This is a genomic window from Rothia sp. HMSC058E10, assembly GCF_001809415.1.
GTDB lineage: Bacteria > Actinomycetota > Actinomycetes > Actinomycetales > Micrococcaceae > Rothia > Rothia dentocariosa.
In genome coordinates, this window is the sequence record NZ_KV797632.1 from 117,021 (window position 1) to 135,050 (window position 18,030).

An 18,030-nucleotide genomic window follows, 5' to 3' on the forward strand; every position below is an offset into this window, starting at 1 on the left:
AACCTTGTCGGTGGAAACCTCAACCAGGGGTGCGTCAACCTCAATGGTGTCGCCGACCTCAACGAGCCAGCGGGTAACGGTACCCTCGGTCACGGACTCGCCCAGTGCGGGCAGTACTACGGTGTGGGACATAATCTTTCCCGTTCTCCTTGTGAATGCTTGAACTAGAAAAATGTGAGCGGCGACCCGGATGCGCGCCGTATGCGTCGAAGCACATCGACGCGCATCCGGATAGGGGCGTTGTTCAGCGGATACGCCCGGCAGCCGCTAACGACCAACGGTCGTCAATACTAAGCTGACGCGCTAACGCCAGTCAGCAAAACTTACGCGCTGTGCAGCGGGGTGCCGTTCAGGACCATTGCAGCCTCACCCAGAGACTCATTTTGAGTCGGATGAGCGTGGATAAACTTAGCAACATCCTCGGGGAATGCTTCCCAATCAACCCACATCTGAGCTTCGCCGATCTGCTCGCCCATACGCTTACCGATAGCATGAACGCCTACGATCGGACCGTCCTTTTCACGCACGACCTTGACGATGCCGGAAGCGCCCAAAATTGAGGACTTGCCATTACCAGCTAGGTTGTATTCGGCAACTTCAACATTGTCCTCACCGAATTTCTCCTTCGCTTTCGGCTCGGAGTAACCCACGGAAGCAATCTCAGGATCGCAGAAAGTCACCTTCGGAATATTAACATCGGGAACAACGGTGGGGTTCAAACCAGCAATTTCTTCGGCAACAAAGATGCCCTGCTGGTAACCACGGTGTGCAAGCTGAACGCCAGGAACAATGTCACCCACAGCATAGATATTTCCAACACCGGTGTGCAGGCGCTCGTTAGCAAGCACGAAGCCACGATCCATGGGGATACCTTGCTCTTCGTAACCCATATTTGCAGTGTTGGGGCCACGGCCAACAGCAACGAGCACGATGTCGGCCTCAAATACCTTACCGTCTGCCAGGGTTACCTTTGCACCGTTAGCGTCCTGCTCAACCTTCTCAAAGAAAGTACCAGTATTGAACTTGATGCCGCGCTTCTTAAAGGCACGCTCAAGAACCTTGATGATGGCGGGATCTTCGTTCGGAACGAGGTTGGGTAAACCCTCGATAATAGTGACGTCTACGCCCATAGCTTTCCACATGGAGGCAAACTCACAGCCAATGACGCCGCCTCCGAGAACGATAGCGCTCTTCGGCAGGTAGTCCATTTCAAGAGCCTCGGTGGAGGTCAGAACTCGACCTTCAATAGGCAGGCCAAAAGTCTTAGAGATAGAGCCGGAAGCAAGAATAATATTCTTGCCCTTGTAATCCGTACCGTTGACAGTCACGGTATCTTGAGCGGTCAGCTTGCCTTCACCAGCGATAACCTCTACGCCCTTCATCTTCAAAAGACCGGAGAGACCCTTGAATTTACCCGCGACAATACCATCTTTGTAATCGCGTACCTTACCCATTTCGATGGACTCTAGGGTGGCGTTTACGCCTACTTTAGAGGCTTCACGAGCGTCCTCCGCCAATTCTGCGGCGTGTAGGTACGCCTTCGTCGGAATACAACCGGTGTGCAGGCAGGTGCCGCCTACTTTTTCCTTTTCAACGAGGCCAACGGTAAAACCCAGCTGGCGCGCGCGCAGAGCGGCAGAGTAACCAGCGGAACCGCCGCCAAGGATGAGGATGTCGAATTCTTGAGCCACGATGTTGCTCCCTTGCATAGATTGTGGGGCTGTAACCCCGGTGCAATGCGTTCTTTATCTATATTGCTTTTCTGTCAAACAGCAGACCCGCACCTTCCGGTTTGCGTGAGGGCACGCATCTATGAGAGAGCAGAAAAACACTCACTACAACAATACCCCTGTTTTAGACCCTTTAAGTTCACCTGACGCTAATTTGGGGCAATAATCGCACAAACTGTGCAAATTTTTTGAAGAGCGTAACCATACTGGAATTTATGATGTGAGATTTTGCACGTAGAAGAAGAGCAGTATCGGGGCCCTGAGACCGTCAGTCTAGGGACCCCGATATAAGGCGGATGTTTCCTTTACTGTGCGTACGATTCGATGAAATTCACCAGGGTCGCGGTGCCAAAACCGGTACCTTCCTTAGGGGTGAACCCATAAGCACCTTCTTCGTTAAAGGCAGGACCAGCAATATCGAGATGTGCCCAGGGAATGCCTTCACCCACAAACTCTTGAAGGAACAACCCTGCGATCATCATGGAACCGTAGCGCGAACCCATATTTTTAATATCTGCCACTGGGGAATTCATAGAGGCACGCAAGTAGGACTCAAGCGGGATTTGCCAGTAGGCCTCACCGGATTTTGCCCCTGCCTGTTGTACACGGTCGCGAATATCCTCATCACCCATAAGTGCGGCGGTACGCAATCCCAGCGCCGCCATGGCTGCGCCGGTGAGCGTCGCAATATCAAGGATTACGGTAGGGTTTGATTCGGAGGCAAGAGCAATACCATCCGCCATGACTAGGCGACCTTCAGCGTCTGTATTGAGAACTTCAACCGTGCGACCGTCACGAATCGTGATAATGTCTTCGGGGCGCAGGGAGGCGCCACCGGGCATATTCTCGGCAAGGCAAAGGTATCCGGTGACCTCAACCGGAATTTCCAGCTCGGACGCCGCAAGAACTGCGTGCAGAACCGATGCTGCACCGGCCATGTCGCATTTCATCGTCATCATAGATGCCGCAGGTTTTAGGGAGTTTCCGCCGGTATCAAAAGTAATCCCTTTGCCAACGAGAGCCACATGTGCAGAAGGACTCTCGGGGGTGTACTTAACAACGGCGAGTGCGGGCTTCCGCGGGGAGCCTTGACCGACTCCTGCGATGCCTCCAAAACCTTCCTTGAGCAAACGGTCATAGGGGTAGACTTCAATGCTGACATCTGAATAATCTTTGACAAGCTCTGCGGCGAGATTTGCAAAAGATTCCGGGTACAGGTGTGAAGGGGGCATATTGACGAGGCGGCGCGCATCTTTGGCAGCTTCGCCCAGAATAACTGCGCGAACGAGGGCGGGCTCGGCTTCGCTGGCATCGGCTTTTGCCACAATGGTGATGGACTCCGCTTCGTCTCGAACGGAATCTGCAGTTTTGCTGCGTACTCCTTCTTCGGAGAATGATCCGAGGACGGCACCGTGAGCTACAGCTTCAATTTCGTCGCGTGAGGTAATACCGAAGTCGAGCGCGATATGTGCAGTTCCTAAAAGCTGACGGGTTGCCGAGCCAGCAGCGAAGCGAAGGGCATCTAGGCGCTCCTGGTCAATTGTGGTGTCTGAGCCTAAACCGATGAGAGCGATGATGTCGGACGATGCCCCTTCTACGCCGGGGAGGCGAAGTATTTGGTCGAGAGCACCTGTGGCACCTAGAGACTCCAGAAGTTTATTGATGCTCTGCGCCGAATCATCAGGAAGTGAATTTGAGGCTAGGTAAGGTCCGTCTTCTCCCGAAAAGACGCCGAGAACAAGTACCTCAGCATTCAGCGATTGCAGGTCGTTGGTGTGAAGAGAAAGTGCTGTCGACATGGTTCCTCCGCGAATGGGTTGGAATATTGATATTGGGTAATGTGTTTCTACTGTACACTGCGGGTATCGGAAATCTTGACGAACAGGTACGGTGAAAAGACCCTTCTAACGCTTTTACGAGTGTTCGCCTCGCGCGAGAGACTAGGAAATAGTACTGTTGCGGTTAGACACATACATTAAAATAAAAAGTTCAGAGACTAAACCTGGCGAGGGAAAGGAGTGAAGATGTTAAACCCTGAAGATTTATATTTGGCGAATAATAAAATTCTTCATGATGCACGGTTGAAAAATCTCACTCTGGTTATTGCTCTCTCAAGCCCACAGGATGCAGGATCCACAGCGGGGCAGCTGGGGCATTTTCTTCTCAAGGAACTTAAGAATATTGAGGTTGTGGAGTTTGATACGGATCAGCTTCATGATTACCGTAGCCGCAGACCACATATTTTCTTCAATAAAGACCATTTTGAGCAGCCAATTATGCCTGCTCTGAAGCTTTATGCGGTCGAAGATACCCTTGATAAGCCTTTCTTGCTTTTGACCGGTTCAGAACCTGATTATCAATGGCAGCGTTTTCAGCAGGCGTTGTTGTCTATTGTGCGGACGCTGGATCCTTCACTTGTGGTGCTGGTGTCGGCGTTTCCGATGCCTGTGCCGCATACACGTCCTATGCCGGTGACGGCGCATGGCTCTCGGAAAGATCTCATTGAAGGTATTTCGCCGTGGCGTCCTAAGGCTGATTTGCATGCTAATATGACGAATCTTTTAGAGGTTCTTTTCACCGAGAATGGCTTTGACACCGTAGGATTCGGCATTAATATTCCCCAGTATGTTTCTGATGCTGATTTACCGCAGGGAACGCTAACTGCGCTTGAACATGTGAGTATGGCAACTCGATTGGCTTTTCCGAGTGATGAGCTTAGGGAGGCTGCGAGGGCTGTTCATGGGCAAATTAATGAGCAGGTCAAGGAGAACCCAGAGATTGGGCGTATGATTTCGACGATGGAAGCGAATTACGATGAAAACTTCCGTACCTCAAACGTCGCTATTCCGCTCTCGCAGCGCGACGCCCATAAGATTCCTGGACGTGATGAAATCGGTGCCATGTTTGAGCGATTCCTTGAGGAGCATGAAGAATAAGTAAGGCTCAAAAGATCCCATGGTTTAACTCAGGGGTGCACGCAACATAGAAAATTCAAGCTATGGTGGGTGCATCCCTAAACTTTTAGGGGTCACATATGCCTTGTGCTGTTCGTGTGAGTATGGATCGTAATATTTGGATAGAAAACAGCTAATTCTTATCCACAGAAGCGAAATATGTGTCCTAACGAAGTGAATGCACCTGGGTTATCCACAGGTTAGTTGGTCTGCGAACTTTTAAGGTGAGCAATCTTGCCATAGTAAAGATATGACAACAACGAGTAACCTAACGACAACCTATAGCTTACATACCGAAGAAGACTTGATAGCTCTCGTGCTGCATCAGTTTGGATACTGGCCGCAAGAATCGCTGGTGCTTTTAAGCGTGACGAAGCATGCCGTAGGGCCGTGTATACGCGTTAATCTTCCTGATGAGCAACAAGATCTAGAACAATATTTTGATACGTTAGCGAATCTGGTACCCGCCACCGTTGACGGGTTCGAGCCCATTACTGGGGTCTTTGCTTTGATCTTTAGCGGCAATGCGGCAACTCGAGAGCGGCAACTTTCACCTGCTACACGCACTGTCTTACACAATACGGATTTGTATATCGATAATCGCGCCGGAATCTCATTCAACCAGTGGCTGCCCACACTCTACGCAGCTTGCAACAATGTTCATCTTGATCTTTACGATGTGCTGTACTGCGGGTCCGTATCCCGATGGTCACTTGATCAAAACCAGCTTGCGCTCACTTACCGTGGCCCTATTGAAGACATTATGCATAGCTCGTACTATCTCGATCGGGTGTATGAGGGACGCCGAGTATCCGCAGAACCCCTGTCTGCATATACGCAATGCCTCTGGGATACTGCAACCAGTGCCTCCACGAATGAGGTGACAGAATGGGAACAAGCAAGTCTGTTGTGGATGCATACCTTTGAAGAAGAACTTAACCAAGCTACGGGTCGGCATACTGTTTTAGAACATCCTGGTTACTACCGTCAGAAAAGTATTGAACTCTGCTACTGGGAAAGCGCCCTTGAGGCTGTACGCTGGGTAATGCGTACCTATCCTCCTGAAAACGCCGAAGAGCACGATAACGCCATAAGTTTTGGGGATCGTTTACGTTCGCTGATATCGCCCGAAATAGCCGGCTATCTGCTGTGCAGCATGAATACCCAGGCAACCCCAGAATTTATACTGTACCAAGCAGCTAAAGACCTGCCGGAAGCATTGGGGGTACTAGACGGATATGACTGTATGCATGCCGCATGCGGTGAAGGATCATACGAACCGGTGGAGCCGCTATGTTACGGCAAACCAACAACTCGTCGGCGCACGACGCTGCCGGAGACCTTTTATCAAACTCTTCGGGGCGAAAGCCCCCGTATCGGAGGTATCGGGCACGGTCGCGTGAGCTGGCACGACTGGATACGGCGTACGCATCGTATACTTCAACAGCAGATTTTAGACGACACATACGACTCGTCTGAGACCAGACCGGAAGAACACATAACGAAGATAGACCGGATGGTGGAACTTCTGAGCGGTCTAACAAAGGACTATAAACCGGCCTGGAGCCGTCTTAACGCTCTCGAAGTTCTCTGTAATCTGTTGGTGCATGCGGTTCAATCGGGTGAACAGTATGGTCGACTGAGGCTTCTTCAAGCCTGGATAAATTGGCTACGTGGCGGAAACACCTATGCAGGTATTCTCGCCGATATCGCCAGGCTTCACTGCGATGAAGATATGCCTCTTTTTCAGGCCCTATCAGAATCTGTATTTCCGCTCTGGATTACGGATCCCGTGCGGTGTTGGCGCGGTGACCTTTACTTCAGTACTCTATTGCCTCACGAGGCAGCCGACGCCAAGGTAGAGACGATTGAGCCAAAGGCAGGGTAGCGAACGTTGTGTTTGCAGGGAATAAAACAGGGTTGTCTAGGCGAGCCTTATTTGAAAGAAAATAAGATTCTGCCATACTTGATGATGACCCCGTAAAGTCTGTGCTTTTGCGCGCGCCTTCATGAGGTGAAAACGCAGGGAATAATCCCCAGTATCTAGCGGTTATATTTATTCCGCTAACCCTGTTTTCACCAATAATGTGAGGAGCAAGACTTGACAGGGTCTTAGGTGTTTTGCAGACAAAGCACCCCAACACGAGTTAGAAAGGGTTCTTGTGGCACCTGCAACCAGCAAGAAGACCGCGACCGGTGAAACCTCTGAAGAGACTGTAGCCGAAACCCCCAAAAAGACAACCCGCACTAAAAAAACTGCAGCCACATCCAAACCTGCAAAAAAAGCGCCTGCTAAGAAACGCGCAGCAGCCAAAACTCAAGAAGACGCAAAATCTGATGCAGAGGACTCGGTCGAAACTACTGCCGAGGCCGTGCCTGAAGAGAAGTCTAAGCGCGCGCGTAAAACAACCACTAAACGTAAAACCGGTGGACGTAAGAAGAAGACCGACGAGGACGAGTTTGATCTTGACCTTGACGACGAACTAGATCCCGAGAACGTTGACGGCGAAGAGCACGAAGACGCTGACGAAGATGAAGAAGCCGTCGCCAAAAAAGAAGAGAAGAAAGCTGCCGAAGAAGTGGCGGCTAAAGGCTCTGGCTTCGTGCTGACCGCCAGCGATGATGACGATGCACCTGCCCAACGCGTCGTTACCCCCGGAGCAACAGCTGACCCCGTGAAAGACTACCTGAAGCAGATCGGTAAAGTCTCGCTCCTGAACGCGCAGCAGGAAGTCGATCTTGCGATGCGCATTGAAGCTGGCTTGTATGCGGAGCACAAACTCGCCGACAACCCCGACATGGATCCGAAGCTCAAGAAGGAACTGCGCTGGGTGATCCATGACGGTAAGCGTGCGAAGAACCACCTGCTGGAAGCGAACCTGCGCCTCGTGGTCTCACTCGCTAAACGCTATACGGGCCGCGGAATGCTATTCCTTGACCTTATTCAGGAAGGTAACCTTGGTCTGATTCGCGCGGTCGAGAAGTTCGACTACTCGAAGGGCTTTAAATTCTCCACCTACGCCACCTGGTGGATTCGCCAGGCGATTACCCGTGCAATGGCGGACCAGGCGCGTACTATTCGTATTCCTGTGCACATGGTTGAGGTCATTAATAAGCTCGCCCGTGTGCAGCGTCAGATGCTTCAGGATTTGGGGCGTGAACCCACCCCCGAGGAGCTCGGTAAAGAGCTGGACATGGCTCCCGAAAAGGTTATTGAGGTGCAGAAGTACGGGCGCGAACCTATTTCTCTGCACACGCCGCTGGGTGAGGACGGCGATTCCGAGTTCGGCGACCTGATTGAGGATTCGGAGGCTGTCGTTCCGGCTGACGCGGTGTCATTCACTCTTCTCCAAGAGCAGCTGCACTCGGTGCTCGATACGCTCTCCGAACGTGAAGCGGGCGTGGTTGCTATGCGATTCGGCATGACCGACGGGCAGCCGAAGACTTTAGACGAAATTGGCAAGGTATATGGCGTGACGCGTGAGCGCATTCGTCAGATCGAATCAAAGACCATGTCGAAACTGCGTCACCCCTCGCGTTCGCAGGTTTTACGTGACTATCTAGACTAGAGACAATACCCCTAGTCGTAACGTGTTGAGTGCGCCCATCAGACCTTTCTGATGGGCGCACTTACGTATAACACTTAATACAATTAAGCAGTATGCGAATAGAAAACACCCCTACTGAAATCTATCTTGAGGGTGAAAGAGCGTAACTCGCAGCCTTGAATACCGCGCTGTTGCGGCTTGGGAGGGCCCGCTAACAAGGCGGTGGTAAACAACGCAAATCTAAGGCATGTTCGTGCGTATAAAGTCGACCCTGCAAGTACACGACACGGAACGCAAGGTATGGCATAGCGTGTTTATCTGTGATTACCTAGAAGTAGTGGTTACCACAAGATAACGAACCCGCATTTTTCCGGAAATGCAGCTAACAACCGCATCCCACATCCACATCACCGATAGGGGACGATACTGTGAGTATTCTTGAAAAGACCGCTCTTGAACAACAAGCCCTGAACGTTATTGACCGCATCAATGCACAGCAGATATCGCCTGTTATTTTCTTTGACACTCAGCAGACATCAGAACCTCTGCCAGTGACCACCTCTAAAGTTGGAGGCGTTCCCTACGTTCCGGTTGGTACTGCGGCGCCGACCAACGGCAGTGGACAGAATTTGGGGCTTATTGCCCAGATTAATTGTTCTGAGCTTCCCACAAACGATATTTACCCCGAAACCGGAATCCTACAGTTCTGGCTTGATCCACACGAAGACTTGTGGGGGCTAAACTTAGACGATCCCACCAGCCAACAAAAAACTCGAGTTGTCTATTATCCGACTCTGGATGCGCCAGACTCCGGGGTCGGTACCGCCGTAACGGAACTTATAGTTAATAATCCTCATGATGACTTATATTGGCCGGTCAGCGGACGTCATGGGTATGGTCTTATCGCTAAAACCCAGAGTAATGAAGAATGGATTTTTGACGGACGCCCACATTCGGAATTCACTCGAATCTGGAACGATATGTACCCCGAGCAGCTTATAGCGAGTATTTGGGACCTTCGAAAGTTCGACGGCGGTGCTGATACCATCAAGACTTTACGCGATATGACGGGCACCCCCGAAAGCTATACCCATCACAAAATTGGTGGTTACCCCCTCTTCGAGCAACGCGATCCGCGTGATGGTGATGCGGCTCTTACTCGGTACACTGTGAATCTGCTGACGCTTATATCACGGGTGGAGTCAGGGAGCCATGAGGGCATTATGTGGGGCGATATGGGAACCGCAAACTGGATGGTGACCTCGCACCAGCTTAAGAACCGAGACTTCTCGAAGGTTCTCTTCGAATGGTCATAAGGTCCAATACTTAGGTTCAGCTGGCTGTACGCATAAATTTCTCTGGCGTGTATCTTCTCCGACTGGGTATAAAGTTAATGCTTCATGCTAAGGTGTGAGTCATCTTTATATAACATTGGGCATCCAACTCCACGAGGAGAACGCGTGACGGATAAGCAGACAGAAATACTAGAACGGGCTCGCACTTTACTGGCTGAGATGAACGTGGGACATCAAGTTCCCACGATGCGTATCAACACACGATTCGCTAAGTACAAGACGCTGCCAGTCACCGCCTCCAAAATCGGGGGAATACCGTACCTACCCAAGGGACAGGATGGTCCCGTAGATGTTAACGGTGAACCTTTGCACATGATTGCGCAGATTAACTGCGCCGACCTGCCGCCGAATAGTATTTACCCGGCGGAGGGGCTGCTGCAGTTCTGGATTAGCCCGACCGAGACCGATACGGAAGATTACACCTCATCACAATATGATCGCGTGATCTACTATCCCAAGCTGGGAAAAGCGAACAGGAAGGCTCATAAACTAGTCATTACCGAGGATAATGGCTTTATATGGCCTCTTTTGGGCGGAGAATACGCCCTAAGCTTCGAGCCTGAAAATCTAGAGTCCGGGCTAAAACTCAAACAATACAGTACCGGGCAGTTATTTACGCGGTTGTGGAATGAACGCTACCCGCAGGAGCAGATTGAAAGTCCTTGGGATCTTGATGAACTTGCAGGGCTTGAAGGCGATGACCTTGCGAGCACCTTTTATGAAGATCTTGATCACCACCAGCTGGGCGGTGTTCCCGAGTATATCGACTGGGACCCCCGCGATGACAAGGAGGAATGGAAAGACTACACGATTAATCTGCTCACTCTTGTCTCTGCGGATGAAGGTGACACCATAACCATCATGTGGGGCGATGCCGGAGCGGCAAACTGGCTGATTACCCCAGAGCAGCTGGAGAATTTAGATTTCTCGAAGGTCTTTTATTCGTGGGATAGCTGCTAAAGAAAATACACCATGAGCACTATTTTTGAGCGGGTCAAGCACCTTAATCATCTGCTGAGCCAGCAGGATCGTAAACCCACTGTGCGCATCATTCCTCGCGCAGTTCAGGGAACTGTGCCGGTGACCGCCTCTAAATTTGGGGGAGTGCCGTACCTGCCCGCCGGGGCTCAGGCCCCCACTAACCAGAACGGTAGGCCGCTGGGTATGGTCGTGCAGATTAACTGTGCTGAGTTACCCCAAAATGAGCTTTACCCCAAGATCGGTATACTTCAGTTCTGGCTGGATCCGTATGATGAGCTGGGACTGGGCATCGACCTGAAGAACCCGGTGTCGCAGGTCAATGCTCGCGTGATCTATTATCCTAATCTTGAGGAAACAAACCCATGTGCCCACACTCTTGTTATGCCAGATCAAGAGAAACAAACCGAGGTGGAATTTATGGCCTGGCCAGTACACATGGATCAGGGATGGGAAATCGGACTCAGCTTTGAAGAAACCTCAGAAGGAATAACCCCACAGAATTGGTGGGTCTACCAGAGCCGGTTTGTAGAGTTGTGGAATGAACTATACCCCCAGCAGCCTATCGGCGATTTCGCGGGTATTGATGCATACGCGCCCGCAGATGAGGAACGCCCGAGCGTGATGTTCTACCGCGACATAGATCAGGGAAGTTACCACAAACTTGGCGGGCACCCAGAGTTTACCCAGCAGGACCCGCGTCAAGAGCATGATGGGTTCGATAACTACACAATCACCCTGCTCACCATGTTCTCTGAGGACGCCGAAAAATTTGTTACTGTTTGGGGAGATCAGGGCACTGCAAACTGGCTAATAACCCCGGAACAGCTGAAGAACCGAGACTTCTCGAAAGTCCTTTTTGAATGGTCCTGCGGTTAGCTGCAACTATCAATAAGACTGGTGAAAACGAAAGTCAGGTATTGGGAGGAAAATATTATGGGCCGTACAGTAGCTAAAGAGGCACGGAAAATCGCGGCAGAAATCACTGCCGCCACACGGCAGCCAGTTATCCGTATTAAAACAGCCGGTACCAAGGCACCGCTGCCAGTGACTGCCTCGAAGTTTGGCGGCGCCCCGTACCTGCCTGCCGGAGCTCAGGCACCCACCAATGAGAGCGGGAAGCCCTTAGGGATGATCGCGCAGATTAACTGTGCTGAGTTACCTAAAAATGAGCTTTATCCCAAGACCGGGATACTTCAGTTCTGGATTGATTCCGGGGAAGAAGAAGGCGATGAAAACTGGGGCTTCAACGCCAATGATATAGCCAACCAGGCGAATATTCGGGTTATTTACTACCCCCAGGTGGGTGAAGCCGCCCCTGCGGGGCACCCCGCAGTCACCGCAGCACGGAGCGAAGATTGGCCTATCTACCCGCCAGAGGCTGAGCTTGCGCTCACTTTCAAGAAAAAACATGAGAGCCTGAGCGACACAAGCCGTGAATTTGAGGCCCGGTTCGTACACCGGTGGAACGAGAAACACCCAGAGCAGACTATTAACGAGGTCTACGAGATAGACCGCCTGCACGATGGGGAGAATATTGCCTACGACCTGACCGATAGCACTGAGTACCATAAGCTTGGCGGGTACCCCAGCTTTGTGCAGAGCGACCCGCGCGAGAACAACCCAGAACTGCAAGAATATACGGTTAACCTGCTTACCATCGCCTCCGAGGAAGCAAAAAATGATGGTGACGGTGACATTATGTGGGGTGATATGGGTACCGCAAACTGGCTGATTACTCCGCAACAATTAGCAGACCGCGACTTCTCACAAGTCCTTTTTGAATGGTCCTGTGGCTAGCTGCTTCGCGCCGATTGTTTGCGTGAAATATAGTCTATAGTCCAAGTTGAGCAAGAAACCGCTCAGCAACGGCCTGCACTTCATCAAGACCCCGAACACGTTTTATCTGCAGTCTCGCCAAGTCGCCGAACTGAAAACAGAGCGCTACGAGAGAACCCATCACAGACCCGATGGAATCCGAATCGGAATCTACCGATATGGCCTGCGTGTAAGCATCGAGCAAAATATGCCGGGTTAGACCGGAGGATGCGCGGGCGCGCGACTCCGCGTAAAGCGCCACCCACACGGCGATCCCCAACACCGTCGTAGCCATCCAATCAGTGCCGAACTCTTGTGCTACTGTCTTCGCAGAGGGCTCTACAGGATATTCCCCACCCCCGAGACGAAGCGCCTGCTCTAGAACATCGCGGGTAAGCGAACCGTCACCGGGAAACACACCATCTGCATTTACCGTGCCGCACCACTCGATAATTGTCTTTACTGATGCGGCGAGTATGCCTGAAGATCGTGAAGGTTGGTCGGAAGTTACCCGACCCAGAGCATCACGAACCAGCAGAGCATATGCTGCTGCAGAAACTAGCGCCTCCGGATGCCCATGCGTGAGCGCAGCACCACGTACCGCCAACGATACGACTGTACGTTCCTGCTCCACCGGTAAAAACCCGAATGCAACCGACCGTACAAGAGCACCAGAACCTAGCCCCTCAGGATTAATGTTCTGCGTAGCGGTCTGCATCTCTCCGCTTGCTAAAGCACGCAGAGTTGCTTTCCCTGGACCTTCCTTCCGGGTCATATACGTACCATGATCGATGGTACGAGGCAGAGCATAAGGAGCGTTCTCGGGTAAAACGAAACCCATACTTCGGTACCAGCGCAGATAGGCGAGCCACAGACATGCCGCTTCATCGGCAGCTGCCCCCTGGTTGTTCCATTCCAAAACCTCGGTTAGGGCATCAACGGTATAGCAGGTCAGCTGGGTATCATCGCTAAAGATCAGCGGGGTATTTTCCGTTACGATGTTCTGCGAGCGTTCCGCGATCTCGGTGGCGCTCAGAAGCTCTAAAGGATACCCGAGCGCATCGCCTAGTGTACCCGCAATCAGTGCAGACCGAAGGCGTTCGACATACATTGGAGAGGAAATATGAGGCACCCGAGTAAAATCACCCATAACGCACATTATCCCATACCCCCATAACGCCAAAGCACGGGCGTAAGTTACGTACATGATGAAATCAGGGTGCATGTTCCAGCACCCAATGTAATACTAAAAACTATGAAGATTCTGCACACCTCCGACTGGCATTTAGGGCGTACCTTCCACCGGCACAGCCTGCACGAATGGCATCAACGGTTCATCGATGAACTTATCGACTATGCGACTGCCGAAAAGATTGATGTGCTCCTTATCAGCGGAGACGTGTATGATAGCGCCCACCCCAGCGCCGAAACCACCGAGCTTCTTGGCAAGACTTTAGACCGTCTGGCGCTCGCGGGAATTCAGGTAGTTCTGAGTGCGGGCAATCATGATTCCGCTCGTAGGTTAGGGTATGGGGCAGGTACTTTAGCGCGGCAGGGTATATACCCTGTGACGACTTTGAAGGAAACATTTGAACCGGTAGAACTTATCCGAGACGATATACGAGTGCGTATTTACGCCATACCTTACCTAAACCCACGTTATTATGGGCGTCAGCTTGATGTTGAGCCCACCCATGCAGCCGTGCTGGGAGAGGTCTGCACACGAATTCGAGAAGACAATGAGAAACGGAACGCAGGGGAGAACCCCGCAGATTTCACCATTGTCATGGCCCATGCCACCGTGAGCGAGCACGGTGACTTCAATGAATCTGTGCGTTCCTCTTCGGAACGAAATATCAGCGTAGGCGGTGTGGACTGGGTGCCAGCTGCGCTCTTCGAGGGATTCGATTACATGGCATTAGGACATATTCACCGCCGCTACCCGGTGACGGATCGTGTACGATACAGCGGCTCGCCGCTACCTTTTTCTTTCAGCGAAGAAGCTAATAAGAACGGAGCCTATTTGCTGAACCTCACAGCACGCGAAGGGTGCGTGAAGGTGCAGATTGAATCCCATGAATGGCGCACTCGGCTGCCCCTCAAGACCCTGACGGGAACTTTCGATGAACTGATGGAAAGCGACGAATTCTCGCCCTACGAAACCGAGTATTTTTGCCGTATTATCCTGCGCGATGATAAGCAGCCGGTAGGTACTCTTGACGAGCTCCGTAAACGATATGAGAATATTGCCTCATTCGTTTTTGAGCCTCTGCATCAACAACCGCGCGCGAACGCCCGCCCGCGCATCACCGAAACCACTAACCCGGCGCATGTGTGCGAGGAATTCTACGCTACTGTGCGGGCGCATCCGCTGGAGGCGGCAGAAACCCGAGCCCTTGAACATATTGTTGATGAGGTTATCAGCAGCGGGAGGTCAGCATGATTTTTCATCGCCTAGAATTTGAAGCATTCATGGCCTACCCCAAGCGAGAGGTCATAGACTTTGATGCCCTCAACGAAGCCGGTATTTTTCTTCTTAATGGTCCCACCGGGTCGGGAAAAACGACCGTACTCGACGCTATCTGTTATGCGCTGTATGGAATGCCCTCTTCCGAGCGTGATATAGGCTCTTTGTACTCTACCCATGTGCCCCCTGGAGAAATAAAACCCCATATTTTTCTGGAGTTGAGCATACAGAATCGTCGTCTGAGGATCGACCGAACCCCAGCGTATCGTCGGCTCATCACACGCGGGAAAAATAAAGGAACACCCACCCTCGAAAATCCGCAGGCATTAGTTTCTGAACTTATCCCGGGCAGAGACCCGCAGGATGAACAATCCTGGCGTAAAGCCGCGGAGGGCATGGCAGACTCGGCGGACTACCTGACAAAACTTATAGGACTCAACCGAGAACAGTTTTTGAAAGTTATGCTCTTACCGCAGGGGCAATTCGCCGATTTTCTTAAAGCTCGCAGTAAAGACCGAATTCCGTTGCTTAAACAGCTTTTTCCGGTTGATACCTATGAACAGGTAATGAATAGGCTTCGAGAGGAAGAACAGATTAGTGAGCGTGCTGTACAGGATATTAAACATGCTTTAGACAGGACTCTTGAGCAGACCGTCACGACGTACACAAAACTATGTGAACGACTTTCGCGTAGCGGCACAGACCTTGACGACAACAAAAATATCGTTGATGCGCAGGAGCGTGAAGTTTCTGAAGCATATACCAAACTTGACCTAGCGACCGATCTTGAGACTGCACGGCATGATTTCGAGGGGTGGTTCACGGAGCATCTTCACGCTGTACGCCGGCAAGAACAGCAGGATGAGCACGCCCTGACCGACCTCAAAGATAAACGTGAAAAACTTGCCGCGCAACAGCAGGACATAGCCCAGCGAATACAGGATTGGGCGGAATATAAGAAACTGCAGTCGGCATGGGTGCGACACGAATCCCAGGAAGAGGAACATAAGAAACAGTGCCGAACGCTCAGTAACTCTCGGGCAGCAGCCCCTGTGGAGGCTGAACTGGAACGTTCTCGTCGTGATGAGGAACGCCGGATGCACGCCGCCGAGCACGCACAGGATACGCTGAACATGGCTCGGAGCAGCGCCTCACAAGCTCTAGAAGCCCTAGGGGACTGTACCGAGCACCTTGAGGCTTCACTGTACCGGATAGACACGGCGCAGGATCTTCAACGGGTTCTCAATCAAGCTCCAAGCGTGATGGCGCAGCTTCGGGTATACCAGTACGATGAACAAGCTTTAGAAGAGGCAAAAGCAGCCCTTACAGCGCTCAAGCGGGACTCCGAGAAAGCGCAACGGACGGTGGAAGGAATTGCGAAACGCGAGCTCCAGAGCCAGCAAAAACTCAGTGATATTAGCAAGCGGCTAAGCTCCCTGCACGATGTTGAACAGAACTACGCTCGGGCCCAACTTGCCCTAGAAACTGCGAAAAAGACCCAGCAAGAAGTCGCTGCCCATGCAGAAAAATTAGAGCAGGCGCAAACTGCTCACGACCAGGCCGTGCAGGCGTATGAGCTAATTCAGCGAGTATCTATCACCGCTTCAGAAGAGTACACGAGGCTTCAAAAACGGCGCTTAGAACAGGTTGCTTTCACTCTTGCAGAGGAGTTGGACGAGGGGCAGCCCTGCATGGTGTGCGGCTCTCGGGAGCATCCGCAACCGGCCCAGCCTAGTGTCAACGGCATTACCTTAGTGGAACAATCTGAGATTGATGCCGCCGAGAAGCGTGCCCACCGGGAGCAGCAGAAAGCATCGGCAGCAGCTACTTCCGTGGCGCAAACCCAGACCGTTTTGGACCAACTTAACGAGTCTCACATGCCTGATTCTCAAGAAGCGCAGCGTCAAGTTGCAGAGGCACAAAACGTCTATAACCAAACTCAAGAAAGCCTAGAGAACAAGCGTGAAGCGCAGCATCAACAGGAAAAAGAGACGCTTGAACTTCAGAAAATTTTGGAAGAGCAGACCCGTGCACGTACATCTTTAACCCAACTGCAGACTCAGCAGGCGAGTGAGCAGCAAACCCTGACAAAGCTTGAGAAAAAACTTTGTCAGGTGGCGGCTACCATAAGTTTTGCCGACCGGGTATGCAAGCTTGAAAGCTACGTGGAGCAGGCGCATCGTGCCGTTGATGCAAGCCGTCGTCTTGACGATGCCACAATTAGCGCCGCAGAGAGCGCCCATCAGGCACAGCAAAGTCTGGAACGGTCGGTTTTCGAGACTTTCGAGGCGGTTCAGCAGGCGGTTCTCACGGAGGTACAGCAACAGCATCTTGAGCAGGCTATTTCGGCTTATCGAGAAGAACATGCCACTCTTCAAGCCTCTCTTGACCGACCATCCATGCGTACCGTTGCCACGCTTATTGAGCATGGACAGAAGGCTCCTTCCCAGGAAGAACTTACCCGCATACGTCAAGAACGCGATAATGTTGAGCAACAGTATGAAACTTTGATGACACGCGAGGGTATTCGTACAAATGGTATTGAAACTTTAGAAGCTCTATTTCAGGACTACCAAGAACGGCAAGGGGAATCAGCCCACGCCGTGGAGCAGGCCAATCTTTACGCTGGACTGGCGCGCATCGCTCGGGGTGACAATCCTGATAAAAACCATCAGATAGATCTTGTGAGCTATGTGCTCGGCGGTGAATTTGAGCAAGTCTTGCAAGTGGCTTCTGAGCATCTGCAGCGTATGAGCGATAATCGTTACCGTTTGGTACTCAGCGACAAGCGAGAGAAACGAGCGCGTATTGGCGGTGGTCTGAGTATTAGCGTTGAGGATAACTGGAATAACGACCAGCGTGAGGTGAATTCTCTTTCCGGCGGCGAGTCTTTCCTCGCATCGCTTTCATTAGCCTTGGGTCTTGCCGAAGTTGTTCAAGCATGTAACGGCGGTATAGAGATTGAAACACTTTTCATTGATGAAGGTTTTGGAACTCTCGATGCGCAGACTCTGGAGCTTGTAATGGAAACGCTGGAGAATATTCGAGAGAACGGTCGTGTTATTGGACTTATATCACACGTTGAAGATATGAAAGAGCGTATTTCTGCCCAAGTCAGTATAGAAAAGCGACAAAATGGCTCGACTCTTCGAGTTAACGTTTAGGTTTGGACGAATGCGG

General features: G+C 51.6%; 13 protein-coding genes. 9 read left to right on the top strand and 4 right to left on the bottom strand.

Features of this window, described 5'->3' with window-relative positions; all coding sequences use genetic code 11:
• The 3 genes from HMPREF2609_RS10645 to HMPREF2609_RS06845 all read right to left on the bottom strand — a co-directional run.
• A partial coding sequence (locus HMPREF2609_RS10645; protein ID WP_304009770.1) for a biotin/lipoyl-containing protein occupies positions 1-132 on the bottom strand: 132 nt, incomplete at its 3' end.
• Between the two features lie 191 nt (positions 133-323).
• Entirely contained in the window at positions 324-1,709 is a 1,386-nt protein-coding gene (gene lpdA, locus HMPREF2609_RS06840) for a dihydrolipoyl dehydrogenase (protein ID WP_048752836.1), read from the bottom strand.
• Between the two features lie 326 nt (positions 1,710-2,035).
• Positions 2,036-3,529, bottom strand: coding sequence for a leucyl aminopeptidase (locus HMPREF2609_RS06845; RefSeq protein ID WP_070535983.1), 1,494 nt, complete (start codon positions 3,527-3,529; stop codon positions 2,036-2,038).
• A 225-nt stretch (positions 3,530-3,754) separates the two neighbouring features.
• Here HMPREF2609_RS06845 and HMPREF2609_RS06850 point away from each other — a divergent pair, with 225 nt between their 5' ends.
• The 7 genes from HMPREF2609_RS06850 (at position 3,755) to HMPREF2609_RS06880 (ending at position 12,365) form a co-directional block, all read left to right on the top strand.
• Complete coding sequence (locus tag HMPREF2609_RS06850) at positions 3,755-4,666, top strand: PAC2 family protein (RefSeq protein ID WP_013397368.1); 912 nt, start codon at positions 3,755-3,757, stop codon at positions 4,664-4,666.
• Between the two features lie 268 nt (positions 4,667-4,934).
• On the top strand, positions 4,935-6,572 hold the full coding sequence (locus tag HMPREF2609_RS06855) for a DUF4192 family protein (protein WP_048752833.1): 1,638 nt from the start codon (positions 4,935-4,937) through the stop codon (positions 6,570-6,572).
• Between the two features lie 274 nt (positions 6,573-6,846).
• A complete protein-coding gene (locus HMPREF2609_RS06860) occupies positions 6,847-8,253 on the top strand; it encodes an RNA polymerase sigma factor (RefSeq protein ID WP_048752832.1) in 1,407 nt (468 codons plus the stop codon).
• Positions 8,254-8,660: 407 nt separating this feature from the next.
• Complete coding sequence (locus HMPREF2609_RS06865) at positions 8,661-9,548, top strand: YwqG family protein (protein WP_070535985.1); 888 nt, start codon at positions 8,661-8,663, stop codon at positions 9,546-9,548.
• 144 nt (positions 9,549-9,692) lie between these two features.
• Positions 9,693-10,547 carry a YwqG family protein gene (locus HMPREF2609_RS06870; protein WP_070535988.1) on the top strand — a complete coding sequence of 285 codons (855 nt, stop codon included), beginning with the start codon at positions 9,693-9,695 and terminating at the stop codon, positions 10,545-10,547.
• 12 nt (positions 10,548-10,559) lie between these two features.
• Positions 10,560-11,444, top strand: a complete 885-nt coding sequence (locus HMPREF2609_RS06875; RefSeq protein ID WP_070535990.1) for a YwqG family protein — start codon at positions 10,560-10,562, stop codon at positions 11,442-11,444.
• Between the two features lie 57 nt (positions 11,445-11,501).
• Positions 11,502-12,365, top strand: a complete 864-nt coding sequence (locus HMPREF2609_RS06880) for a YwqG family protein (protein ID WP_083296713.1) — start codon at positions 11,502-11,504, stop codon at positions 12,363-12,365.
• Positions 12,366-12,399: 34 nt separating this feature from the next.
• Here the strand turns inward: HMPREF2609_RS06880 and HMPREF2609_RS06885 are convergent, their stop codons facing one another.
• Positions 12,400-13,533: an ADP-ribosylglycohydrolase family protein gene (locus HMPREF2609_RS06885; protein WP_070535993.1), complete on the bottom strand. Its 1,134-nt coding sequence runs from the start codon at positions 13,531-13,533 to the stop codon at positions 12,400-12,402.
• 105 nt (positions 13,534-13,638) lie between these two features.
• On the opposite strand from HMPREF2609_RS06885, the gene HMPREF2609_RS06890 reads away from it, so the two are divergent.
• Together HMPREF2609_RS06890 and HMPREF2609_RS06895 are read left to right on the top strand one after the other, a co-directional pair.
• Complete coding sequence (locus HMPREF2609_RS06890) at positions 13,639-14,826, top strand: metallophosphoesterase family protein (protein WP_070535996.1); 1,188 nt, start codon at positions 13,639-13,641, stop codon at positions 14,824-14,826.
• Entirely contained in the window at positions 14,823-18,014 is a 3,192-nt protein-coding gene (locus HMPREF2609_RS06895; protein ID WP_070535999.1) for an AAA family ATPase, read from the top strand. Before HMPREF2609_RS06890 ends, HMPREF2609_RS06895 begins: the two co-directional genes overlap by 4 nt.
• Positions 18,015-18,030 lie beyond the last annotated feature (16 nt).